General features: G+C 43.1%; 17 protein-coding genes. 7 read left to right on the top strand and 10 right to left on the bottom strand.

All coding sequences use genetic code 11. From position 1 onward, the window contains the following. Positions 1-59: 59 nt before the first annotated feature. Together F6K53_RS18015 and F6K53_RS18010 are read right to left on the bottom strand one after the other, a co-directional pair. The gene (locus tag F6K53_RS18015) at positions 60-1,310 is read right to left on the bottom strand and encodes an S-layer homology domain-containing protein (RefSeq protein WP_293022161.1); all 1,251 of its coding nucleotides are present in this window, start codon (positions 1,308-1,310) and stop codon (positions 60-62) included. Positions 1,311-1,681: 371 nt separating this feature from the next. Then, on the bottom strand, positions 1,682-2,110 hold the full coding sequence (locus tag F6K53_RS18010; RefSeq protein WP_293022163.1) for a TerB family tellurite resistance protein: 429 nt from the start codon (positions 2,108-2,110) through the stop codon (positions 1,682-1,684). A 325-nt stretch (positions 2,111-2,435) separates the two neighbouring features. Here F6K53_RS18010 and aat point away from each other — a divergent pair, with 325 nt between their 5' ends. Continuing rightward, positions 2,436-3,020 (top strand): leucyl/phenylalanyl-tRNA--protein transferase, encoded by a 585-nt coding sequence (aat, locus tag F6K53_RS18005; RefSeq protein WP_293081565.1) that lies wholly within the window; start codon positions 2,436-2,438, stop codon positions 3,018-3,020. A 537-nt stretch (positions 3,021-3,557) separates the two neighbouring features. Here the strand turns inward: aat and F6K53_RS18000 are convergent. Then, complete coding sequence (locus tag F6K53_RS18000) at positions 3,558-4,133, bottom strand: hypothetical protein (RefSeq protein ID WP_293081562.1); 576 nt, start codon at positions 4,131-4,133, stop codon at positions 3,558-3,560. 157 nt (positions 4,134-4,290) lie between these two features. Here F6K53_RS18000 and F6K53_RS17995 point away from each other — a divergent pair, with 157 nt between their 5' ends. From F6K53_RS17995 to hpnH, 3 genes are all read left to right on the top strand, one after another. Continuing rightward, on the top strand, positions 4,291-7,263 hold the full coding sequence (locus F6K53_RS17995; RefSeq protein WP_293081559.1) for an efflux RND transporter permease subunit: 2,973 nt from the start codon (positions 4,291-4,293) through the stop codon (positions 7,261-7,263). Between the two features lie 94 nt (positions 7,264-7,357). Then, positions 7,358-8,329 (top strand): hopanoid-associated sugar epimerase, encoded by a 972-nt coding sequence (gene hpnA, locus F6K53_RS17990; RefSeq protein ID WP_293081556.1) that lies wholly within the window; start codon positions 7,358-7,360, stop codon positions 8,327-8,329. Positions 8,330-8,663: 334 nt separating this feature from the next. Next, entirely contained in the window at positions 8,664-9,683 is a 1,020-nt protein-coding gene (gene hpnH, locus F6K53_RS17985; protein WP_293081553.1) for an adenosyl-hopene transferase HpnH, read from the top strand. A gap of 277 nt (positions 9,684-9,960) precedes the next feature. Here hpnH and F6K53_RS17980 read toward each other — a convergent pair whose 3' ends face one another. After that, positions 9,961-10,779 carry an FkbM family methyltransferase gene (locus tag F6K53_RS17980; protein WP_293071906.1) on the bottom strand — a complete coding sequence of 273 codons (819 nt, stop codon included), beginning with the start codon at positions 10,777-10,779 and terminating at the stop codon, positions 9,961-9,963. A gap of 295 nt (positions 10,780-11,074) precedes the next feature. Then, a complete protein-coding gene (locus F6K53_RS17975) occupies positions 11,075-11,254 on the bottom strand; it encodes a hypothetical protein (protein WP_293071907.1) in 180 nt (59 codons plus the stop codon). Positions 11,255-12,006: 752 nt separating this feature from the next. Here F6K53_RS17975 and F6K53_RS17970 point away from each other — a divergent pair. From F6K53_RS17970 to F6K53_RS17960, 3 genes are read left to right on the top strand one after another with little or no spacing between them, the layout of a single operon-like run. Continuing rightward, positions 12,007-13,902 (top strand): AMP-binding protein, encoded by a 1,896-nt coding sequence (locus tag F6K53_RS17970; RefSeq protein WP_293071908.1) that lies wholly within the window; start codon positions 12,007-12,009, stop codon positions 13,900-13,902. Between the two features lie 35 nt (positions 13,903-13,937). Beyond that, on the top strand, positions 13,938-14,774 hold the full coding sequence (locus F6K53_RS17965; protein ID WP_293071909.1) for an isocitrate lyase/PEP mutase family protein: 837 nt from the start codon (positions 13,938-13,940) through the stop codon (positions 14,772-14,774). A gap of 57 nt (positions 14,775-14,831) precedes the next feature. Then, positions 14,832-18,992 carry a non-ribosomal peptide synthetase gene (locus F6K53_RS17960; protein WP_293071910.1) on the top strand — a complete coding sequence of 1,387 codons (4,161 nt, stop codon included), beginning with the start codon at positions 14,832-14,834 and terminating at the stop codon, positions 18,990-18,992. A gap of 52 nt (positions 18,993-19,044) precedes the next feature. Here F6K53_RS17960 and F6K53_RS17955 read toward each other — a convergent pair whose 3' ends face one another. The 5 genes from F6K53_RS17955 to F6K53_RS17935 form a co-directional block, all read right to left on the bottom strand. After that, positions 19,045-19,707, bottom strand: a complete 663-nt coding sequence (locus tag F6K53_RS17955; RefSeq protein ID WP_293071911.1) for a hypothetical protein — start codon at positions 19,705-19,707, stop codon at positions 19,045-19,047. Between the two features lie 159 nt (positions 19,708-19,866). Next, the gene (locus F6K53_RS17950) at positions 19,867-21,087 is read right to left on the bottom strand and encodes a serine hydrolase domain-containing protein (protein WP_293071912.1); all 1,221 of its coding nucleotides are present in this window, start codon (positions 21,085-21,087) and stop codon (positions 19,867-19,869) included. Next, positions 21,068-21,370 carry a hypothetical protein gene (locus F6K53_RS17945; protein WP_293022191.1) on the bottom strand — a complete coding sequence of 101 codons (303 nt, stop codon included), beginning with the start codon at positions 21,368-21,370 and terminating at the stop codon, positions 21,068-21,070. The genes F6K53_RS17950 and F6K53_RS17945 overlap by 20 nt, the downstream gene beginning before the upstream one ends. 128 nt (positions 21,371-21,498) lie before the next feature. Beyond that, on the bottom strand, positions 21,499-22,725 hold the full coding sequence (locus tag F6K53_RS17940) for an ABC transporter ATP-binding protein (protein WP_293022193.1): 1,227 nt from the start codon (positions 22,723-22,725) through the stop codon (positions 21,499-21,501). Next, the gene (locus tag F6K53_RS17935; RefSeq protein ID WP_293022195.1) at positions 22,726-23,535 is read right to left on the bottom strand and encodes an ABC transporter permease; all 810 of its coding nucleotides are present in this window, start codon (positions 23,533-23,535) and stop codon (positions 22,726-22,728) included. Positions 23,536-23,571 lie beyond the last annotated feature (36 nt).

Here is a 23,571-nt window from a genome sequence, read left to right as displayed (position 1 = left end):
GGTTGGCTCTGATTGGTTAATCTATCATCCTCTCAACAGTTAACTGTCCACATATCTAGTTACTGACTGGTAATCACCAGGTCAGAGTCGATGGTAAGCTGTAAGTCGGTTTCTGGTTCAACCATAAATAGGTCAACGCTGCTGCTACCGAATAAACGTTTGCCGATATTTAAAGCGATGCCAGAACTAACTCCGATCAAGATTTCTTCTGTAGCGATCGCACGGTCACCGGTAACGGCAGAGATAGCAGCGGCGGCAGCGGTACCAACTGCTGCATCTTTTAGGATACTCCCTGGATTGCTACCCTTGCGAATAGTTTCAGTGGTGGTAATTTCCTCAGAGGTGGCATTAAAGGATAGGGTTTCACCATTGATCAACAGCTGCTGAGCTACAAACTGAGCTCCCTCTTTTGTAGCACGGAGTTCGCCAACCACTTCACTACCAGCAGGAATCAGCAACTTGCCCTCATCAGCAGTGGTAATGTTTAAATCCACTGTCAGGGTTAGGGGTATAGTTTCCTCTTGGGCGAGCAGAATTTTATCTTTTTTGTACTTAACCGGAATAGAAGTACCTGCAGGAATTGTGAAGGCTACAGGTGCTGGATTGGGATCGATAATGTATTGGGAGCTAATCACTGGGGCTTGTTCTGTTGCCACCAGCGCTTGGTACATAAAAGCTGCAACTTCTGCACGAGTTGCATTCCGAGTCGGATTGAGAAAGGCAACGTTAGGATAATTAACCACCAAACGATTTTCTGTAGCAGCAGCGATGGGAGCACGGGCAAAGTTAGAAATTTGGCTGCCGTCCCGGTAGAAACTGACCAGTTCTGAGGTAGAACCGCTGGAAGAGAAATTCAGTCCATTAGAAAGGGCTACTAAAACTTGTTCGCGGGGAATATTTTGTTCAGGTCTAAAGATATTACCAGGGTAACCACTCAGAAATCCGGTTTGGTAGGCTTCCTGAATGGCAGGATTTGCCCAGTAGTTGGAAGCAACATCCACGAAACTGTTGCCACCGCGAATGGCGGGTTTATTGAAATCTTGATTTGCTTTACGTAGCATTGCCGCAAACTGAGCGCGGGTCACTGGTGCATTTGGTCTGAAGGAGCCATCAGGAAATCCGGCAATAATACCGCGCTGGGATAATTCTCCAATAAAGTCACTTGCCCAGTAGTTGGATGAAACATCGATAAAGTTAGTGCTTTGGGCAAAAGACGGAGCAGGTGCGACTAGGGGAGCCATGGTGGTGGCGGTGAGTCCAAGGGCTAAAACAGCAGCAGTTCCTGATTGAAAATGATTTAGGTTAAGCATGGAAGGCATTCTATTAAATTAATGTGTTCTTAAGTAAATAGAACCAATAACGTGCTAGATGTTCCTAGGTTCAATAAAATTGTTTTTTTTGCTCAAAATAAGCATAAAAAAACCAGATTGCGCCTGTTTAATAGCAATAAGTTCGGCACAATCTGAGTAATTTGACGCTAGTAACATTGGATGAGTTGCCAACCACTTGCCAGATCAAAAATTGTCACATCAGCCCAAGGGTGTCGGGTGACCGGTTGACCGGGTGTGGCCTGTAGTAGACCGGTCCCAAGCGATACCCTACAGCTAGAGTTGCTGGGTAAGTCCTGAACTTTTCAGGACTGATTACTCAACACTGACCCACTGACGTACTGATGCAGTAATCATTCACTAAACTGCTTATCAATCCACCGGCGGTAAATTTTTTGAATTGCTTTGAGTACTTTTTGACTACTCGACTGCTTAGATGGACTGCTGGGGTCGAGTAACTGCAAGCGATTCAGAAGTTTGGCTTCTTCTGTGTCTACCAGCCCATCGCTATAAATTAAGGCACTGAGGGCTTCAATCAAGCGCTGATAGTCTTCTGGACTAGGGCGATCGCCTAAATACTGTTCCACCCAACTGTAGCATTCATCTGCTGACACAGCTTTGAGTTCATACAGTAACGGTTTAATCTCTGGGTCGTCAGCAACTCCATATTCCTTGGCGACTTTATACAGATATTCCCGTTCCTCTGCCTGAACTTTACCGTCTATCCAGGCGGCACCGATTAAAATTTTGAGCAACTGTTTGACACTAGAATTTGTAACCATGACTTTATCTCTCCAGTAGGGGGGAACCGAACCAATACAGCACTTGTTGCCAATCAACCTTGAATCATCAACAGCTTGCCACGATTAGGGGAAAAGGGAAAGTGGAAAGGGAAGAGGGGTGTATAGTGGGCAGATTGGGCAGACGGGGGAGAACTTTGTCAAAAAACCGGGTTTGTTAAAACTAACTTAGTTATACCCCTTAATCTAGGTAATAAACCTGATTTCTTTAAAGCCAATTTTTTTGTACAGAAGTGTTAACCGCTAGTATGTTAAGTTTAATTTTACTTAACTAGTTTAGTTCTTCCTTACACACTTCTTTCTGTTAATGGAAATCGATATTGATTACTTAATTCAAGGGTATGCTCAAGGCTATTTCCTGATGGCAGATGATACTGGTAATTTAGGCTGGTACTCAAGCCGCAAACGTGCTATAATTCCTCTGGATGAGCGGTTTCGCTATCCTAAATCTCTGCGTCGTGTCTTAAATCAGGAACGATTTAGTGTCAGCATTAACCGAGACTTTTTAGGAGTAATGACTGGTTGTGCTGACCGTGAAACTACTTGGATTTCTCCAGAACTAAAGGAGATTTATTGGCAATTTTATAAGGCTGGATGGGCCTACAGCTTTGAAACTTGGCAGGGAAATCAGCTGGCAGGAGGAATTCTGGGCATTGTAATTGGTGGAGCGTTTATTGGTGAATCGATGTTTTATCGGATTCCGGAGGGCTCGAAGGTGGCGATGGTTAAGTTGGTAGAACGGTTGCGCCATAGCAACTTTTTGCTGTTTGATGCTCAGATGATGAATTCTCACCTAGAACGGTTTGGTGCCTGTACGGTAAATGAACAAGAGTATAGTTTGCTGTTACAGCAAGCAATAGCACAAACCTGTTCCTTTGATGAACCGATCTAACTGAGCTAGGGCTTACCAAAAATTTTGGGTTTAAAGCCCCGTCCTTCTAGGACGGCTTTTAGTTGACACTTTTATAGCGCCAGGGTATAATCAAAACATGAGTACAGGCTGAAAAACCGTAGGCTGAGCCGGGAGAGAGACCCGTAACTTATCGACCTAGAAGAAGTAATGCTCGGAGGGTAGGGAAAGTCCTCCTTAAAAACCCAATCATCAATCAACCGTTGGTGTGTGAACCCAGCAAAAATCATGCTTTGAGATAATACGGTACGGTGGGGCACACCGGAACCAGATGAAAGGAAGGAAACGGACTTTTTAAGGCACTTCCAGGTAAGTAGTCAAACGTAATCGCGAGAATCGCCCGCTGGGTCTGTTGTGAACTGACTAGAAACTTGGTCTTGACGGGTTTTTGGTTTAGATATTGTCTGATTTTTGGCGGCGTCAAAGATTGGAACACAACGGTTTAAGGTGACTCGTTGATCTAGGAATCCCCGCGCCTTTCGGGCTTTGCCCGACGCTACGCGAACAGGCCGGGGAGTGTCAATTGCTCCAAATAGCCAAACCTCCTCCCCGACCTCTAGCAGCAATGCAACGGTTTTCCACTAAAAAGTAGGTGAAGAATGCTTGTTCTTTCAAGGGTTGCTCATAGAACCTACTTTCCCGGTCTTGTCCACCTTTAATGTAACCTTGATAAAGTGTTAGACCAGATAACGATATCCTGATTTGACTAAAGTCGAAAGCTAAGATATTGGTCTTAGGATAAAACTTCGTGGGACCGGTTAGTACTATCTGAATCGGTCCAAATTGAACAGCATTTTGAACCGTGCCTTGGTCTTGAGAAGACTCTGATGGGGAGTAGGATAGGTAAATTTTGATCCACTTTGGCAGAAATCGTCCGCTACCCAAGATCACCCCTGCTCGTTGGCGCGATCGCTTTGTGCCTGTAATAAACCCTAGTCGCCAATTTCCGATCAGTTGTGAATAGCCATGGCTGACTTTGGTTCGTTTAGCTGTTTTCTCTGCCTGAAGTAGTGCCTCGACTACAGCTGATGAGGTCGGGCGTGTCACCGATGGGCTTGTTAAAAACTCAATCGCTTGGTCTAGAGCTGTATCCATTGCTAACAAATGCGTTCGCCAAGTGTGGCGCTACTGCTTGACACTCCCATGTCTTGATAATCTAATTCGATCGCGTAGCGTGGCCTACGGCCTTTCTTAATAGCCAATCGCTCCTAGTATATCCTAAGGAAGCAGTGAATTAACATAATTCTCTTCAATGGTCAAGTTGAGATTCCTCAAGGTCTTAAGAGAGCGGTTCAATATTTCTCGGTTAGCCATTAAGTATTCCCGAGTAACCATCGGTTTTTGGATCGCAATGGTTGTGGCTGGGCTTTTGGCGTTCAGTTCCCTTAAGTATGCCCTATTCCCCGATATTACTTTTCCGGTGGTGGTGGTCAATGCTCAAGTGCCATTGGAGACTGCGGTGGAAACGGAACAGAAACTGACTCAACCGATTGAGGAAAGGCTTTTGCCTTTGGCAGGACTCGATCAGATGGTTTCCTCAACCTACCCTGGTCGAACAGTAGTTACCCTCTATTTCCATGTCGGAACCGATCTCAATTCCTCTTCAAGGGAGGTTGAAAAGACACTCTGGCAAATTGCTCTTCCTGAAGGTGCAACGTTTCAGGTTATTCCCTTCAATTTGAACGAATCCTCTGCGGTTAGCTACACCATCAAGAGTGATACTAAAGACCTGAAGGAATTAGCTGAAATTGCTAAGACTAGTATTTTACCAGAGATTGCTCAACTTCCAGGAGTTCTGAAAGTCAATTTGTTGGGAGGGGGGGAAACTACGTTTACGGCTCTCAATTCTGGCTCAGAGTTGACCAAACAAGCACCAGAAATTATTAAGGAGGAACAGCAGCGAGATAGTCCCGAATCTCCCATACCCATTACCCCGACTCGGATTCGCTTCAATGGACAGGAAGCTTTGGCTTTTCAGGTAATCAAAGGGGGTGATGCTAACACTTTAGATGTGGTTAGTCGAGTAGAGGAAGCGGTGCAAAGACTACAAGGTAGTTTGCCAGGGGTAGAGTTAGTCTTAGCAGTGACTCAAGCTAACTATATCCGGGAAGCGACTCAATCTACTATTGATGGTTTATTACTGGCAATTGTTCTGGCAGTGTTGGTAATTTTTACTTTCTTGCGTAACTGGCGTGCTACCCTAATTACTGCCTTGGCAATTCCAATTTCCCTGCTCGGAACGGCTATCGTAATGGCTATCTATGGGTTCAATCTCGAAACCATTACTCTGTTAGCTTTGGCTCTGGTAATTGGGATTATCATTGATGATGCGATTGTAGAAGTCGAGAACATTTCTCGGCACCTGGAGGCTGGGGAGTCTCCTCGACAAGCTGCTCTTTCTGCTACTAATGAAATTGGTCTGACGGTTTCTGCTTCTACTTTGACCATTGTGGCGGTATTTCTACCGGTTGGTTTAATGGGTGGTAACTTAGGACAGTTCTTTAAACCTTTTGGTCTGACGGTTTCGGCAGCAGTTCTTACCTCTTTGTTGGTTGCTCGAACCTTGTGCCCAGTGCTTGCGGTTTATTGGCTTAAACCTAGGCAGGGGAAAAGGGAAAAGGGAATAGGGAATAGGGAACAGGGAACAGGGAACAGGGGAAAATTATCGACAGTAGTTTTCGACTTTTGCTTGAGATCTAATCTTAAGTATCCTGATTTGCTGCGCTGGTCCCTGGGGCATCGGAAATTTGTAGTGGGATTAGCGGTATTGAGCTTTGTGGCTGGGATTTCTCTGATTCCCCTAATTCCTCAGGGGTTTATTCCTACCCTAGACCGAGGGGAATTTATGATTACCTATAGGGCACCGTTGCCTCAGATACCTAGTGCCTCTCAATTTGGTGATTTAATTAATAATATTCTGAATTTAGGAGGGTTTGATACTAATAGTGAGAAGTCAAAGCCATTAAGTAATTCAGATACTAATTCAGATACTAATTCAGATACTAATTCAGACCTTAGGGAGCAGCTAAAACCACAACTATCAAAACCAAAACTATCAAAGTCAGGGTTTAATGGTCTATTTCCGATTCAAAGTGGGATGCAATTGCTACTCAAGCAATCTGAGCAGGTGGCTAAGCAGTTAGAAGAGGCGGTGCTGGCTTTCCCTGAAGTGGAATCGGTCTATACAGTTGTGGGGGTACAGGGTGAGCCAAACAAAGGTAACCTTCAGGTCAAACTTAAACGTAATCGCCAATATACTACTGCTCAGCTTCAGGAAAAAATGCGGGCTGCTTTGCCGAAGATCTCTGGTGTAACTACTAGTGTTGAAGATATTCAGTTTATTGAACTACCTACTCAAAAACCGGTTCAAGTTGCTTTATTGGGTGATGATTTAGAGGTGTTAGGCAATACTGCTGCGGATCTCAAAACTCGGATTGAGACATTACCAGGATTAGTGGATGTAGAGGCAACTGGTCAAAATAATCGAGGGAATAGGATTACTGAGATTGAGCATGTTAATGGTCAGCGAGGGGTTTATGTTCGTGCTAGCCTTAACCAGGGTCAAAGGTTGGGAGATGCGACTGAGGAGGTGGTAAAGGTTGCCAAAATGGTTTTACCGGATGGTGTGAGGTTAGAACTGTGGGGGGATTCGGCTCTGAGTAGTCATGTGCTGGGGAGTTTTGCTGGCACCTTGACCTTGTCTGTTACCTGTATGCTGCTAGTGCTGATTTTGCCTTTTGGTCGATTGTTAGAACCAATGGTGGTGGGCTTGTCGTTGCCCTTATCTATTGTGGGAGCAATGCTAGCACTTCTGATCACCCAGAGTGATTTTGGCATGATTTCCCTGATTGGTCTAATTTTTTTGCTGGGACTACTTGACAAAAATGCGCTTTTGCTGATGGATTATGTTAACCAACTTCGTCGAGCTGGTTTAAGTCGCACTGAGGCAATTCTGGAAACGGGAGTGGTGCGTTTGCGACCGATTATAATGACTACTGCTTCGACTATTTTGGGAATGTTGCCCTTGGCATTGGGCTTTGGCGCAGGAGCAGAATTGCGACAACCGATGGCTGTGGCAATTATTGGTGGATTGCTTACGTCTACGTTGTTGAGTTTGATTGTTGTACCAGTATTGTATACTCTGCTGGAAGATTGCTGGCTAGGATTATTGTCTGGTATAGCGCTACGCGCAAGTCAGAAGTCAGAAGTCAGAAGTCAGAAGTAAGCTATGACTAAGTTTCGGAGTTTAGGAATGTCAAACACCTTAATTGGTAGTGCTATAAGCAATAAGAAATTGGGAAACAGAGGAGCGTGCGTCAATGGCAATCAAAGCTTTCGTCACTGGAGGAACAGGATTTATCGGTGCTCATGTTGTGCGATCGCTACTTGAAGCAGGATACTCCGTGCGAGCTCTGGTGCGCCCTACTAGCCAACTCGATAACCTCCAGGGTCTAGATATAGAAGTCGTTATCGGTGACTTGAACGATCCAGGCTTGTGCCAACTGATGCAGGGATGTCAGGTATTATTTCATGTCGCTGCCCATTATTCCCTGTGGCAAGCGGATCGAGATTTACTCTATCGTAACAATGTCGAGGGAAGCCGTAATGTGCTACAAAGTGCTGGTAAAGCTGGGATTGAACGCACTGTTTACACCAGTTCAGTAGCGGCTATTGGTGTGGGTAAACCTGGGGAAATTGTGGATGAAACCCATCAGAGTCCTGTCGAGAAATTGGTGGGTGACTATAAAAAATCTAAGTTTTTTGCTGAAGCTGAAGCGATCAAGGCAGCTAAATCTGGTCTTGATGTGGTGATTGTTAATCCTAGCGCTCCCATTGGTCCGATGGATATTAAGCCAACTCCTACGGGAGAAATTATTGTGCGCTTCCTACAGCAGAAAATGCCATTTTATTTGGATACTGGATTAAATTTTATTGATGTGCGGGATGTGGCTCAGGGTCACCTGTTGGCGTTGGACCGGGGGAAAAAAGGCGATCGCTATATTTTAGGTAACCAAAATCTATCCTTCAAATCCTTATTGGAGCAACTTGCAGAAATTACTGGATTGAGTGCGCCTCAAAAAACTGTTCCGGTCTGGCTACCGCTGAGTATGGCATGGATTGATGAGTGCGTGTTGACTGCTTTTGGGAAAACCCCTTCTATTCCGCTCAATGGGGTGCGGATGGCACAACACCCAATGTATTACGATGCCTCGAAAGCGGTTAGAGAGTTAGGGTTACCCCAATCTTCCATTAGGAAAGCCCTCAAGGATGCTGTTGATTGGTTTAGCTAAGGGAACAGGGAACAGGGAACAGGGAACAGGGAGCAGCGGATCCCCCCTAACCCCCCTTAGTAAGGGGGGAAGGGAACAGCGGATCACCGGAACAGGGAACAGAAAGACTTTTGGCAGCTTTAAAAAAGTTAATACACTTCCGTTTATTTATCTCTAGGTACTTACCGCTGGCTCCAGGAAATAGGGAAACTGACAACTGTCGCGAAGTCTAGGATTTTAAGCAATTCACCAACAGTATTATAAATTTATTGGCGAGGCTGATCATAGTTAAAGCTTTGGGGTAATCATGATTACCCTCAATGATTAGCGTTAATTATATGGTGTGAGGACAATTATGGCAATTCAATTACAACAAGCTCTTGATGTCGGAAAGTATATTGTGACCCAGCGTCTTTTGGGTCGTAAACGCTTTCCCCTGGTGCTGATGTTGGAACCTCTGTTCCGCTGTAATCTAGCTTGTTCCGGTTGTGGCAAAATCCAGCATCCTACGGAAATACTCAAGAGCCAGCTGACTCCTGAAGAGTGCTTTGCTGCGGTGAAAGAGTGTGGTGTTCCTGTGGTTTCTATTCCGGGGGGAGAACCTTTGCTTCATCCACAAATTGACGAAATTGTCAAGGGGTTGGTGGCATGGCGAAAGTATGTCTATCTCTGTACCAATGGGTTGTTGTTAGAGAAGTGTCTGGATAAGTTCCAACCTTCCCCTTACCTGACTTTCAGCGTTCACTTGGATGGCTTACGGGAACGGCATGATCAGTGTGTGGACCGTCAAGGGGTATTTGATAAGGTGGTGCAGGCAATTCGGGCGGCTAAAGCTAGGGGATTTCGTGTGACTACTAACACGACGGTGTTTGAGGGAACTGATCCTAAGGAAATCCAGGAGTTCTTTGATTTCCTGGCCATGTTGGGTATTGACGGCATGATGGTTTCTCCTGGATATAGTTATGAATGGGCACCGGATCAGGAGCATTTCCTGAAGCGGGAACAGACTAAGGCGATGTTCCGGGAAATTTTAGCGCCTTTCAAGGCCGGGAAGAAAACCTGGAATTTTAACCATAATCCTTTATTTTTGGATTTCCTGATCGGGGAGAAAGATTACGAGTGTACCCCTTGGGGAAGTCCTAGTTACAGTGTTTTGGGGTGGCAAAAGCCTTGCTATTTGTTAAATGAAGGGCATTATGCCACTTTTAAGGAATTGCTGGAGGAAACGAATTGGGATCAGTATGGTCGCGCTAGTGGTAATCCTAAGTGTGCCGATTGTATGGTCCATTGTGGGTATGAGCCGACGGCGGCTGTGGATGCGTTTCAGCCCCAGAATATGGTTCGTGCTATGGGTAGTGTGTTAGGAGGAGTGTGAACCTGACCAATTTCCGAGACCATAAAGCTGGCGCTAGTTCCTAGGTCTAAGTGGTGATGGATTGGAAAGCCTGGCAGGATCGGCAAGGTCAACTTGAGCAACCTAAATGCGATCGCATTAATCTGAGCTTTCTGATTCTTGATTAAAATGACCTTGACATCAAGCTCAAGGTCATTATTTCAAATGAATTGTGATAATTTTTGTTCCCTGTTCCCTGCTCCCTGTTCCCTGCTCCCTGTTCCCTTTGCTATTTAATGTGAAAGGCAAACCTTGAGAATTAGGCAATAGAAAGATCAAGTATAGTCCGTGCTCGATCTCTTATCTCAGTTCTGCGCTGAATTGGTATGGCAAAGTAGTTAGTTGTTCGTCTAGGATAATAATGGGACTCAATGAAGCATTCTTTACTTAATCCAGGCCCATTGTGTGCAACTCTATTAGGTACGAACAATTCATAACCATAATCATTTAACCAGGACACTATATCTGCTTTTGTAGATTTCCAATCATCCTCTTGGGATGGGGCACTTTCAAACATTATCACTGGACTATTTTTGGTAATGATAGTCTCACTTCCGCGAATAACGTCTAATTCAGCACCTTCCACATCAATCTTGATCACGTCAATGTCATCTGATGATACCAGGCTGTCTAAACGTACGATTGGAACTTTTATTTCAACTGAAATTGATTTTTTATCTTCGCTAGGTTGCCTTAGGGAGCTATAGCCAGATTCTCTGGTATTTATATAGAAAGATACTTCTCCTTCTGTGTTGCCAACCGCATAGTTATGTACTTCTACGTCAGGAAACTTACTACGAAGTTTCCTGGCTTTATCGGGTATCGCCTCCACAGCAATAACTTTTATACTTGCATCGTAATCAGATACTAAAGCTATAATTGAACCAATATGTGCCCCAACATCAATAAAAGTCTTGTTGTGATCACATAATTGAGTGACCAAACGTGTAGCGATCTGATCGTTAATTATAGTTCCTAAACTTTCCGATTTAGTGACTGCCCCTTTTACCCTATCTATTGTATCACGGGTTGCCATTGCCAGTTTCCCAAGGAAAGTACCCAGAATTAGTTGCTTCATTACAAGGTAGTTGGCTTTAGACCTTACCTACTACTATACAGTCTAACTTTGGGTCTTCCGGACAAAATGATGCTAATTGAGCACAGACCAAACCTAAATCTAATGCTGGCCAAGGATTTTGGGTATTTAGATATCCTAGACGAGTAAGAAACAAATTCTAAAAAAAATACATCTATACAGAATAGTTATTTTAGCTGATCGTAAAAATTATAACCTCATAAATTAGAATTTTATTTATTTGTAAATGCTATATCTACAAACCAAACTATCTGGAAAAAACCAAATTATAATTAATCTAGTGTAAGCATTCAGCTATCAGTTTATGGGCTACGTTAAGTCCCAGCGTCGTTCGCACAGCGTGGCCAAACGCGCCCCGCGTGGCCTTTAGGCCAAGGCCAAAGCCTGTGCCACAAAGCTGTTCCCGTAGCGTGGCCAAGCTACGTGAATGGCCAAGGATTTTTCTGTTGACTTTCAATTCTCATTCATCTATCAATATTAAATTCTCCCGTTCCCGTAGCGTGGCCATAGGCCAAACAGGTTTATTTTAAGCTGACGGCTGACAGCTGACGATATACTTTTCTTATTCCAAGAGGATTTTGATTAATTAATTCTTATCCAGAGTGTTGTATATTTGTGATGTTTATAGCAAAGACAGCAATTTGTCAAGCCCTCTTACCAAAACTTCACGGTCTTGCTCCCATCACCTGTGGGCTTGATATCCTCAATGGATTGTCTTTTTTGGGTACCCTTGAAGGCCCTAGCCCTTCGGGCTAATCCCTCTCAAGTTCCTACACATAACTCATCAATTGTAAAGCAATTTTTAAATTACTGAAAATGGTGTCCTATTTGGCACTTATTTCGGCTTTACCCCTAACTGTTCAATATTAATTAAAAAAGGAAAAATCAAATCTCCGGATCTGGTTGAATTTGACGGTATAATTAAATCGTTAACTCTTGATTTTACTCTGAAGATAAAACCAACAGGTCGAAGGACAAAGCTGATTATAGTTCCTATTGGTTTTTAAAATTAGTTAGGGTAGCAGCTATTTTTACTTTGTCTAGGTTTTTACGCTTAGGTGCAACCTCTGAGCAGAGCTATACTTCTTGAGTAGTCAGTCTATACATATGACCAGGACGAAAGCTCAGAATACATAACCAAAAATTTGGATATAGTTAAAGTTTTTCCGAGAAATTACCAGTTATTTACTGTCCTATAGTTAACAAAAGATGACGATTGCCAAAACCGGCTCTGGACTCAATTCAAGTATATACAATCTACTTGAGGCCAGGGCAAAGAAAAATCCCCAAGACATAGCCATTGTTGCTGCCGGTCGGTCTGCCCTCACCTACAGTCGTTTGTTTGATGCTGTCACCGATGTGGGAAGCAAATTAAATGCAATGGGTGTAGGTCGTAACGACCGAGTGGCGATCGCATTACCCAACGGCCCAGAAATGGCTGTAGCTTTTTTGGCCATCGCCTGTTTTGCCACCTGTGCCCCTCTAAATCCTGGTTATCGCCAATCGGAATACGATTTTTATCTATCGGATCTCGATGCTAAAGCCCTGATTTTTCAGTCAGGAGTTGCCGAACCTGCCCTAGAGGTGGCTCAAAAAAGAGGTATCCCCCTGGTCGAACTTACCCCCATCCCAGAAGCAGCAGGTATTTTCAACCTTACAGGTGGGGATGGGAAAAGTCCAGCCATGGCTGGCATCGCTCAACCCGAAGATGTGGCTTTAGTGCTGCATACTTCTGGGACTACCTCCCGCCCTAAAATGGTGCCGCTCACAGGCAAAAACCTCTGCACCTCAGCCCAAAATATTGGCGTGGCTTTGAATTTAGTCGAGAGCGATCGCTGTCTGAACGTGATGCCCCTATTCCATATTCACGGACTGATCGGGGCCTTACTTTCATCCCTAAGTGCAGGAGCGAGTGTGGTTTGTACTCCCGGTTTTGACGGGCCCAAATTCTTTGACTGGTTAGTAGAATTTCATCCCACCTGGTATTCAGCCGTACCCACCATGCACCAAGGGATTCTAGCCAGAGTCACAGAAAATCGCCAGATCATTTCCCAATGCCCAATTCGCTTGATTCGCTCTTCATCTGCTCCCTTGCCACCCCAGGTCATGGCTTCGTTAGAAGCAGAATTCAACGCCCCGGTGATCGAATCCTATGGCATGACTGAAGCTTCCCATCAGATGGCAAGTAATCCCCTGCCGCCTAAAACTCGCAAACCCGGTTCGGTGGGAGTCGCTGCAGGACCGGAAGTCGCGATTATGGATGAACAGGGCAACTTACTACCAGTTGGTGAGGTAGGAGAAGTCGTGATCCGGGGTGAGAATGTCACTTCTGGCTATCACAACAATCCTGATGCCAACCAAAGTGCTTTTACCAACGGCTGGTTTCGCACGGGAGACCTGGGTTATTTAGATAGGGACAACTATCTTTTCCTCAAAGGTCGGATTAAAGAAATTATCAATCGTGGGGGCGAGAAAATTTCCCCGCGAGAAGTAGATGAAGTGCTTTTAGACCATCCAGCGATCGCGCAGGTTGTCACTTTTGCCACACCCCATACTTTATTAGGGGAAGATGTGGCTGTTGCGGTGGTTTTGCAGGAAGGAGCATCAGTAACAGAGCAAGAAATTAAAGAGTTTGCTGCTACTCGATTGGCTGATTTTAAAGTTCCGCGTGTGGTGGTTTTTATCGATGAAATTCCCAAAGGTCCCACTGGCAAACGGCAACGGATAGGTTTAGCCCAAAAATTATGCTTAACTGCTTCCGACCCGACAATGCCAAGGGCAGACTATGCCCCACCAAAGACACCAATACAAAAAGAGTTGGTGCAAATTTGGTCGGAGATTTTAGGAGTAGATCGGGTTGGCATTTATGACCACTTCTTCCAATTAGGAGGAGATTCTATTTTGGCGACAAGAATCGTAAATCAGGTCAGAAAAGTCACTAAGGTTGAATTATCGTTTCTCTTCTTTTTTCAGGAACCTACTCTGGCGATAATGGCAGATTTAATTACTGAACAGCAGGCAGAAATAGTTGAGGATACCGAGATATATGCCATGTTATACCAACTAGAATCTCTGTCGGATTCAGAAGCCGAAGATCTGCTTTAAAAAAAAATAAAAAATTAGCTTTTTTATATATAAAAATGGGAACCAATAACGGCCAAAGCTTACAAGAACAATTGAAACAAAGAGACATCTTTCCCTTTATAGGAGTTTACGATGTTTTTTCCGCCTCAATCGCCGCCAAATATTACGACGGTATATTTATCAGCGGTTTTAGTTTTGCGGCCAGTTTTTATGGGTTACCAGATATTGGATTTATTGCCTGGTCTGATATTATTGCTTTTGTTCAAAGGATAAAAACTGTCCTTCCCCATGCCTATATTCTCGTCGATATTGATGATGGCTATGTCGATACTGAAGTGGCTTGTCATGTCGTTACTATGTTGGAGTCCATCGGGGCAGCTGGGGTAATTATTGAAGACCAAAAAAGACCGAGAAGATGCGGTCATTTTGAGGGTAAACTCTTGATGGATTTAGAGGAGTTTATCGATAAACTAAAAAAAGTTTTGGCAACTCGAAAAGAGTTATTTGTAGTGGCGCGAACCGATGCCAGCGAACTCGATGAAATTATCAGAAGAGCTCAGGCATTTGCGGAAGTGGGTGCTGATGCGATATTGGCTGATGGTATCAAGGATTTAGAGGTAATCAGAACTTTAAAGACTAAAGTAGATAAACCATTAGTATTTAATCAAATAGCTGGAGGAAAATCTCCAGCTTGCAGTCTGACAGAACTGAAGGATGCAGGGGTTTCTCTGGTGAACTACAGTACTCCTTGTTTGTTTACGGCGCAAGAGGGAATTGAACGGTACATGCAATCCCTGAAAGAAAAAGATGGATTATTACTAAAACAACAAGTGGGTGTGCCTGAATGTACTGCTCTTTTGCAGGAAAATCTGGCTTTGAGAAATAAACGCTAACAACTACTTTTCAGGGTGTATCTCATAGTTTTAGTAAAAATATTTTTCCTAATCCTGATGAGTGACATTAATCAACGAATTGCTAAACTTTCACCAGCTAAACGGAAATTACTAGAGCATCAACTCAAGCAAAACCTCAAAAATACTAACTACCAACCGACAATTACTCCGAGAGAAAATCCACAGTCGATACCTCTGTCCTTTTCTGAGGAACGGATGTGGATATTAGATCGGTTAGAACCGGGAAATCCCGCTTACAATCGTCCTACAAATATTCGTCTCACAGGTTCCCTGAATGTAGAGGCATTAGAAAGAGCGATTAACGAAATCGTGGGTCGCCATGAAGTGTTTCGCACCAGTTTTATCGCAGTAGATGGCCAACCAATACAGGCGATCGCTTCCAGTTTGACTGTAAAGTTGCTGATCATAGAATTGAGTCATTTACCGAGCAACGAACGAGAAATAGAAGTCGAACGCATCGCCGTTGAGGAAACACAACAGAGATTCGACTTATCTAAATTACCCCTAATTCAAGCCAAGTTACTGCGACTGAGTGAGGAAGAAAATATCTTGCTCCTGACGATACACCACATTATTTTTGATGGTTGGTCAGCGGGAGTTTTGCTCAAAGAACTTGCAGTAAATTATGAAGCTTTTGCTACTGGAAAGTCATCACCTCTCCCACCACTACCGATTCAATATGCCGACTTTGCCATTTGGCAGCGACAGCGACTGCAAGGGGAAAAGTTAGAGTCTCAGCTTGCCTATTGGAAAAAACAATTAGGCGGCAGCTTGCCAGTGCTGGAGTTACCCACAGATCGACCGCGAAGGCCGGTGCAAACTTTCCAGGGAGCTAAGCAAAATTTATTGTTACCCCAAAACCTGAGTAACTCTCTCAAGGAACTGAGTCTGAGGGCAGGGGTGACGCTGTTTATGACCTTGTTAGCGGCTTTCCAAATATTACTTTATCGCTATACGGGTGAGGAAGATATTATAGTTGGAACTCCGATAGCAGGTCGCGATCGCATAGAAATAGAACAACTAATTGGTGTGTTTATAAACACCTTAGTCTTACGTACTCAACTAAATGGCAACTTCACTTTTTCAGAATTGTTGGCTCAGGTGCGCGAGGTAGCTTTAGGAGCATATGCTCACCAGGATATTCCCTTCGAGAAGTTGGTGGAAGAATTGCAACCAGAGCGAGACTTAAGTCATACTCCCATATTTCAGGTGTTATTCCAACTGAGAAATTTACCAAGTGAGGTAGTAGAAGTACAAGGTCTAAAATTTCAAGACTTCCAGTTTGATAGAGGTATTACACAGTTTGATTTAACCCTGGATATTGTTGATAGAACCGAAGGGCTATGTTGTGTATTTGAATACAATCGGGATTTGTTTGATGGGTCAACTATTGAGCGGATGGCTGGTCATTTCCAGACCTTGTTGTCAGGGATTGTGGCAAATCAAGAGCAGCGCATATCACAATTACCTCTACTGAGTGAAGCAGAACGCCATCAATTATTAGTTGAATGGAACAATACCGCCACAGATTATCCCCAAGATAAGTGTATTCATCAGTTATTTGAAGAACAAGTAGAACTCACTCCCGATGCAGTAGCAGTGGTGTTTGAAGATAAGCAATTGACCTATCGCCAGTTAAATAATCGGGCAAATCAACTAGCCCATTATTTACGTTCAAAAGGAGTAGGCCCCGAAGTTTTGGTGGGGATTTGTGTAGAGCGTTCTGTTGAGATGTTGGCGGGACTTTTGGGAATACTCAAGGCTGGTGGTGCATATGTACCTCTTGATCCCAATTATCCTCAACAACGTCTGGCTTATATGTTATCAGATTCCAACTTAAAAATATTACTTACTCAACAACACTTAATTAAACAACTTCCAGTGCACAAAGCACAAACAATTTATTTAGATAAAAATTTGCAACAATTTGCAGAACAATCTCAAGATAATCCCTACAGTGAAGTTACATCTGAAAACTTAGCTTACATCATTTATACCTCCGGTTCCACAGGAAAACCCAAAGGAACAATGATTGTCCACAGTGGTATGGTAAATTATTTAAATTGGTGTACAAAAGCTTATAATGTTGCTGAATTTGAAGGTTGTCCTGTCAATTCTTCTATTGGGTTTGATGCGACTATTACCAGTTTGTTTTCTCCTCTATTTGTAGGAGCAAAAGTAGTATTATTACCAGAACAAGAAGAAATAGAAGCACTTAAAAAAGCTTTGTGTTCCGATACTAAATTTAGCTTGGTTAAAATAACTCCATCACATTTAGAAATACTCAGTAATTTACTCGCTCAAGAACAAGTAGAAATTAAAACCCAAGCATTTATTCTCGGTGGAGAAGCCTTATCAGAAAAACATACTTTATTTTGGCAACAATACGCGCCTACTATTAGATTAATTAACGAATATGGCCCCACCGAAACGGTGGTGGGATGTTGTATTTATGAAGTAAAAAAAAACACATTATATCATCGAAAAAATATTCCCATTGGTCGTCCAATTTATAACACCAAATTATATATTTTAGATAAATATTTACAACCAGTAACTATTGGAGTTATAGGTGAATTGTATATCGGTGGTGCTGGTGTTGCAAGAGGTTATCTCAACCGTCCTGAATTAACTTCAGAAAGATTTATTACTAATCCCTTTGGTAATTCAAAATTATACAAAACAGGTGACTTAGCTCGCTATCTCCCCGATGGCAACATCGAATTCCTCGGTCGCATCGACAACCAAGTCAAAATTCGAGGTTTCCGCATCGAACTATCAGAAATTGAAGCAACTCTAATTCAACACCCTGAAATCCAAGAAGCCGTAGTCATAGTAAGGGAGGTTTTACCTGGTGACAAACGCCTAGTAGCCTACGTTGTTTCTCCTGGGGAAAACATCGACATTCTCACCACCAAGCTGCGGGGCTTTCTCAAACAAAAATTACCCCAATACATGATACCCAATGCCTTTGTAGTATTAGATGCTTTGCCTCTAACACCCAACGGCAAAGTAGATCGGCGTGGCCTACCGGCACCGGATACTTCCAGGCAGTTGGGAGCCGAAACCTTTGTTGCACCCAGAGACTCAACTGAACTCCAACTAGCCCAAATCTGGTCACAAGTTCTCGGCATCCAACCCATAGGAGTAACAGATAACTTCTTTGAGTTGGGCGGTCACTCCTTGCTGGCAGTGCGCTTAGTTGCAGAAATAGAAAAAGTCACTCAGACCAAACTGCCGTTGGCTGCCCTATTTCAATTTACAACCATTGAGGAAATTGCCAGTCTTCTCAAAGAACGAGAAGTAGCAGATAATGCCAACCCGAACCTATCTCCCGAGTTGCTGCCACTGGATACAGATGACCTTCGCGCCTTGTTAACTATTGTAGCTGGTCGAGAAGGAGCACGACCCAGACCGGATTCTCTAATGGTTACTATCCGTCCCACAGGGGTGAAGCCACCGCTGTTTTATTGCGCTAATGGTGTCGGGGAAATATCTACTCTTGCCCGCTATTTAGGTGAGGAGCAACCAGTTTATTTCCTAGAATCTGGTTACGTGGTTATCGGTAAAAAAGGCCAAAAGACAGAAGCTAATGTTAAAGCAATAGCCGCTAGTCACGTTCGCGATATCCTGGAGGTATATCCAACTGGGCCAATACTGTTAACAGGATATTCTTTTGGTAAAAATGTAGCTTATGAAGTTGCCAAGCAACTACAAGAGCGCGGAAAGAAAGTGGCTTTTCTAGCTATATTAGATACTTGGGGTTCGGGACAGATGTATCGCTACTATCTGCAAAGAATAGAGCCGGCTCTGGTGGCAATGAAAAAGGAATTATTACGTGGTTCGTTAGTGTCTTGTGCTTGGCAGTTAGGCTCGTTGCTCTGGGAAGTAAAAGACAATTTAACCATACAAAAGTCTATGTCTGCTGTGGGAGCGAATCAAGGAGAGTATCTGATCCAAGGCTACTCGGGTAAAATTACACTCTTCCTGACTCGGGTTGCTCGTGATCACCGTCACCACATTAAAATTCGGCGTTGGCTGTTTCCGTTAAGGGCTTGGGAGGAACACGTTGTCGATCTAATCAGAGTTCCTGGGGACCATTTGAGTATGCGAACCGAACCTCATGTGCGGGTGTTAGCAGAGAAATTAAAAATGTGCATTGATCAGGCTTTGGCTGCTGAAGCTGATCGTGAGTAATCTTTAGTTGACAAGCAGCAGTTACAGTGGTAAGGTAGACCTTACAGTTCACCTAAAATTTAAATCCTAATAAATTCCAAGAATTTAGGAGCCAGATAAATAGCCATGCCGCTAGCATACTCAAACAATAATACCCTCGTCTGATCCAAGACCAGTTTTTGTCTCTCCAAGCCAGTAAACCAATAATCGATACTATAGTACTCAAGCCTGTGGTCACAATGGGTAGATAAAGTAACGCAATCATCACAGGGGGCATTCCGAAGAAAAATTCCCAGAAATCTATTGTACTAATAGCTATCCCCATTCCCATCAAAAAGCATAAATTTAAAACACTAATCAGACCAATGATCAACTCCACTAGACGAGTATGTCGTGAAACTAGAGTTAAAGTTTTATTTTTGCGGCTCATTAATGGTCTAATTAGCAAAACTAAACATCCCCATAGGAAGATTATTACAGAAAATCCTGCCAGTCCAAACTGTAAAACAGCAGCTTCGTACCATGGTAACTTTTCATAGGTTAAATGGACATGACTACTCATAGACATACCAGTAATTTTACCCTGACTATCTGGCCGAAAATTTATATACATATTGCTATCAGTAGCGCGAAATAGGAGTGGCTCTACTTCCTCCCATTTACTTCTTCCTGGAAATATAGTTAATGTGTGGTCTTGATTAGTTTTAATAGTAAATAATCGTCCAGATTCAAGCAAAACAATTGCTAACTTAACCAGGGAGTTTCGAGGATCTCGAATAAAGCGATAGCCGCAATTAATTTGTTTATATTGCTGTTTATATTGCTGGTTAATATTAGCTTGAGGGATAGCTTCAGGGATAGCTTTAGTAATAATTTCGGTAGGTGATGCAATGGTTTACTGTACAGGATAATAACGATCTAAAAACTGTTCAACCAACTCGTATCGCAAATTTTCATTAAGACTGTTACGATTGTAAGCAATATAGAAACCTAACTTTTGTTCTGGAATTAAAAACACCAAATTAGTATACCCTGACATGCTACCGCCATGTTCAATTATCCGTTGATTATTCACAAAGCGCTCAAAAAAACCATAAGTAGATCCTGCGGCTTGAGGAATGTTCGGAAAATTAGTATAGTGTTGTCGGTGCATCTCCTTTACTGTAGTGTCATTCAGGATACGCTCTGTACCATAACGACCTCCCTGTAAATGAGCAATCATAAAGTGAGCCATGTCTTCAGCAGTAGTAGTTAAAGCTGTAGTAGGAACACTTTTATTACAGGTAAAGGGTTGCTTTATATAATTGCCATTTTTGTACTGATATCCCACAGCTAAGTTAGCTGCCAGCTCAGACGGTAATGGTTGCTGAAAACTACTTTGACTCATATCCAAAGGTTGTAGGATACTTTGGTCAATATATTCACTGAAAGGAATTCCAGCAACCACTTCGACTAAGTAACCTGCCAATGCTAATCCTACATCACCATAAACATATAATTGACCTGGTGGTCGCACTCGCTCTGGTAGATTTTCTGTGAGAAATTTTTCTAAGGATAGCAGCTGAGACTGGCAACGAGTGGCTCCGCCAATCACCCAAGCTACATCGAATCCATCAGTATGAGTTAAGAGATGATCAACTGTAATTGGCTTAAATTTATTAGTCTTGATTTGAAATTCCTTAAGATACTGGTTAATATCTTCATGTAGCTTAAGCTTGCCTTGCTCGACTAGTTGCATTACTGCTGTAGAGGTAACTAGTTTAGAGACAGAGCCTACACGAAACAGAGTTTTGTTAGGAATAACCGGTATCTTATCCTCAAGGTTAGCGTAGCCGTAGCCTTTTGAGAAGATAATTTTGTCATCTTTTACTAAGGTAAATACCGCACCAGTAAGATTATTTTCTGTAATTTGATTTACAAAAAAATTGTCACTAAATTCTTCTATATCATGGAATTTAGTTAGTTCTAACTGGGAATCATCGGCTGTAGATACCATAGGCAAATCCCGGTTAGATACATCCTGAGCAAATACGGGCAGTACAGAAACACTAACAATCAAGATAGCTAAACTTATTGATTGAATCAGCTTTAATAATCTATCTAATGTTTTTTTCACTAGTTTTAGATTTGATAAATTTTTGATAAAAGGGAATCGGGAATCGGGAATCGGGAATCGGGAATCGGGAATCGGGAATCGGGAATCGGGAATCGGGAATCGGGAATCGGGAATCGGTAATCGGTAATCGGTAATCGGGAATCGGGAATCGGGAATCGGGAATCGGGAATAGTAAAGCTAAATCTGTTACCTCTTGCCTATTACCTGTCCCTTCAACAGTCAACCAACCTACCCTACGGGAACGCCAAAGGCGAACAACAGTCACCCAACATTCAACTTTCAACAGTCACCCAACCTTCAAAATTCAACTTTCAACCAACATTCAACTTTCAAGCAACATTCAACCTTCAACCTTCAACCTTCAACAGTCAACATTCAACCTTCAACCAACCTTCAACCTTCAACCAATCTTCAACCTTCAACAATATCCCAACGAAGCGGTGGGCTAATAATACCTTTTTCGCTTTTATTTGAACGGACTAAAAAGTTATAAACACGCAAATGGTAGTCATAGGTATAAGCCCGATTTGGTTCATAAACCCCAACATCAACAAAATACTTACCACTGTTTAAATCTAAGCGAGATAGATGGAGTTTTATTTTTCCTTTACCTTTAATAACTGGTAATGATTCTCCCATGGTAGTTGTGTTAGTCTCAAGACAGATTTGACCATCTTCAGTACTAATGAGGACACTAAAAATTAGTCCATCAATTGCTTGAGGTGAAAAGTACTCAATGTCAATGGCTAAGGAATCACCACTATTAATCTCTAAGCTAGGTAACAGCAACACATCGGTAATTTCTACTTCTAGAGAGCCAAAGCGGTTTTCATTCATGCGCAGTTCCACACCAGACCTAGTCAGTTGGGCAGGTCTGTTGGGAGTAGGTTGCTGGGTTTGCGATCGCATTTGATTGACATACTGTCCTGCTACCACTTTTGGCTCACCGTAAGCCATGATTTGTCCTTGTTGTAGCCACAAAGCGCGATCGCAAAGTTGCTCAATTTGCTCGCTACTGTGAGAAATTAGGACAATAGCACAGCCAGACTCTTTCAACTGAGCAATTCGTTCCAAGCACTTAGCCTGAAATCTCAAATCCCCAACTGACAGAAACTCATCAACTAGCATCACATCTGGGTCTGTGTGGACAGCCACCGAAAACGCCAGCCGCATCTGCATCCCTGTACTATAAGTGCGCACTGGGTTATCGATAAACTGCTCAAGTTCAGCAAACGTCACGATTTCATCGAAACGCCGCCCCACCTCTTCACGAGTAAGACCTGCTACCACACCACTAACAAAAGCGTTTTCTCGCCCAGTCAAATCTGGATGGAAACCAGCGCCCAAATCCAGCAGCGCTCCAATGGAGCCATTAACCGTAACCTTCCCTTTATCGGGTTTTCCAACCCCACCAATCAAGCGCAACAGGGTTGATTTACCTGCCCCATTGTGACCGAGAATGCCTAGCATCTGGCCTGGGGAAACCGTGAAAGTAATATTCCGCAACGCCCAAAACCCTTCCGCTGCCATAATATGCCGAAAACCCGACAGCGCCGCCTCCATAATGGTAAGCGGTCGCTCAGGATGATAGTAGTTAAAGCGTTTACCGAGTCCTTGAACAATAATTGCATCAACCATCTATAATTCCTCCACAAAGCGATCGCTCTGCCACCGGAAAATTTGAAGACCTATAGGTAAAAACACTGCCGTGACCAAAGCCATAACTAGCAGAGCTAGCCAATCCGGTGGTGTTCCTTTAATTAGTACAGCGCGATAGGCGGTAACCAGATGCACCATCGGGTTAATGTAATAGAAAAACTGGTAATTTTTGGGCACATTAGTAATTTCATAAAAAATAGGTGTGAGATAAAAAAACAGCTGTAGAAGTACACCGATAGTATGCTGGGTGTCGCGAAATATTACATTAAGCCCAGCTAGTATATAGGCTAAACTAATGGTAACGGAAAACTGGAGAGCTTGTAGGATTGGTAACAGTATAATTACTGGCTGTAGCTGAACACCATCGATTAACAGAAAGATAACTAATATTGGCAGGGCTAGAATAAAGTGAATCAGACCTGTTGTTACGGTAACCACCGGTAAGATAGCGTTGGGAAAACCCGGTTGTCGGATCAGGGGGCGATTACTAATAATCACCCCAGTGGCTTGGAAAAGAGAATTACTAAACCATGTCCATACCAACAAACCCGAAAATGCAAAGGAGGTATATTGAGGAATATCAACCGACAATACAAAACGGAAAACAAAGGAAAATACAGCTAGCTGGAGTAGTGGATTAAGCAGCATCCAAGCTACTCCTAAAACTGACCGTTTGTAGAGTAGCTTCATCTCCCGATTAACTAGCTCTCGTAGCAAATCATAAAGATAATAAAACCGCCACTTAGACAACGTTTTGATGTTGGATTTTCGATTTTTTATTGAAGACATTGGAGTAATATAGCATTTTAAAGCAGTTTTCAATTG

Origin of the sequence: Moorena sp. SIO4A1 (genome assembly GCF_010672065.1) — a bacterium.
Taxonomy (GTDB): Bacteria; Cyanobacteriota; Cyanobacteriia; order Cyanobacteriales; family Coleofasciculaceae; genus Moorena.
The sequence above is the reverse complement of the archived record's forward strand: the minus strand, read 5'-3'. Positions and strand labels throughout refer to the sequence as shown.

What these genes read in the sequence shown, in the direction of transcription:
- F6K53_RS17980 (WP_293071906.1), bottom strand. Translation starts at nt 10,779, where the DNA reads ATGAAGCAACTAATTCTGGGTACTTTCCTTGGGAAACTGGCAATGGCA.
- F6K53_RS17965 (WP_293071909.1), top strand. Translation starts at nt 13,938, where the DNA reads ATGGGAACCAATAACGGCCAAAGCTTACAAGAACAATTGAAACAAAGA.
- F6K53_RS17995 (WP_293081559.1), top strand. Translation starts at nt 4,291, where the DNA reads ATGGTCAAGTTGAGATTCCTCAAGGTCTTAAGAGAGCGGTTCAATATT.
- aat (WP_293081565.1), top strand. Translation starts at nt 2,436, where the DNA reads ATGGAAATCGATATTGATTACTTAATTCAAGGGTATGCTCAAGGCTAT.
- F6K53_RS18015 (WP_293022161.1), bottom strand. Translation starts at nt 1,310, where the DNA reads ATGCTTAACCTAAATCATTTTCAATCAGGAACTGCTGCTGTTTTAGCC.
- F6K53_RS17970 (WP_293071908.1), top strand. Translation starts at nt 12,007, where the DNA reads ATGACGATTGCCAAAACCGGCTCTGGACTCAATTCAAGTATATACAAT.
- F6K53_RS17940 (WP_293022193.1), bottom strand. Translation starts at nt 22,725, where the DNA reads ATGGTTGATGCAATTATTGTTCAAGGACTCGGTAAACGCTTTAACTAC.
- F6K53_RS18010 (WP_293022163.1), bottom strand. Translation starts at nt 2,110, where the DNA reads ATGGTTACAAATTCTAGTGTCAAACAGTTGCTCAAAATTTTAATCGGT.
- F6K53_RS18000 (WP_293081562.1), bottom strand. Translation starts at nt 4,133, where the DNA reads ATGGATACAGCTCTAGACCAAGCGATTGAGTTTTTAACAAGCCCATCG.
- hpnH (WP_293081553.1), top strand. Translation starts at nt 8,664, where the DNA reads ATGGCAATTCAATTACAACAAGCTCTTGATGTCGGAAAGTATATTGTG.
- hpnA (WP_293081556.1), top strand. Translation starts at nt 7,358, where the DNA reads ATGGCAATCAAAGCTTTCGTCACTGGAGGAACAGGATTTATCGGTGCT.
- F6K53_RS17960 (WP_293071910.1), top strand. Translation starts at nt 14,832, where the DNA reads ATGAGTGACATTAATCAACGAATTGCTAAACTTTCACCAGCTAAACGG.
- F6K53_RS17935 (WP_293022195.1), bottom strand. Translation starts at nt 23,535, where the DNA reads ATGTCTTCAATAAAAAATCGAAAATCCAACATCAAAACGTTGTCTAAG.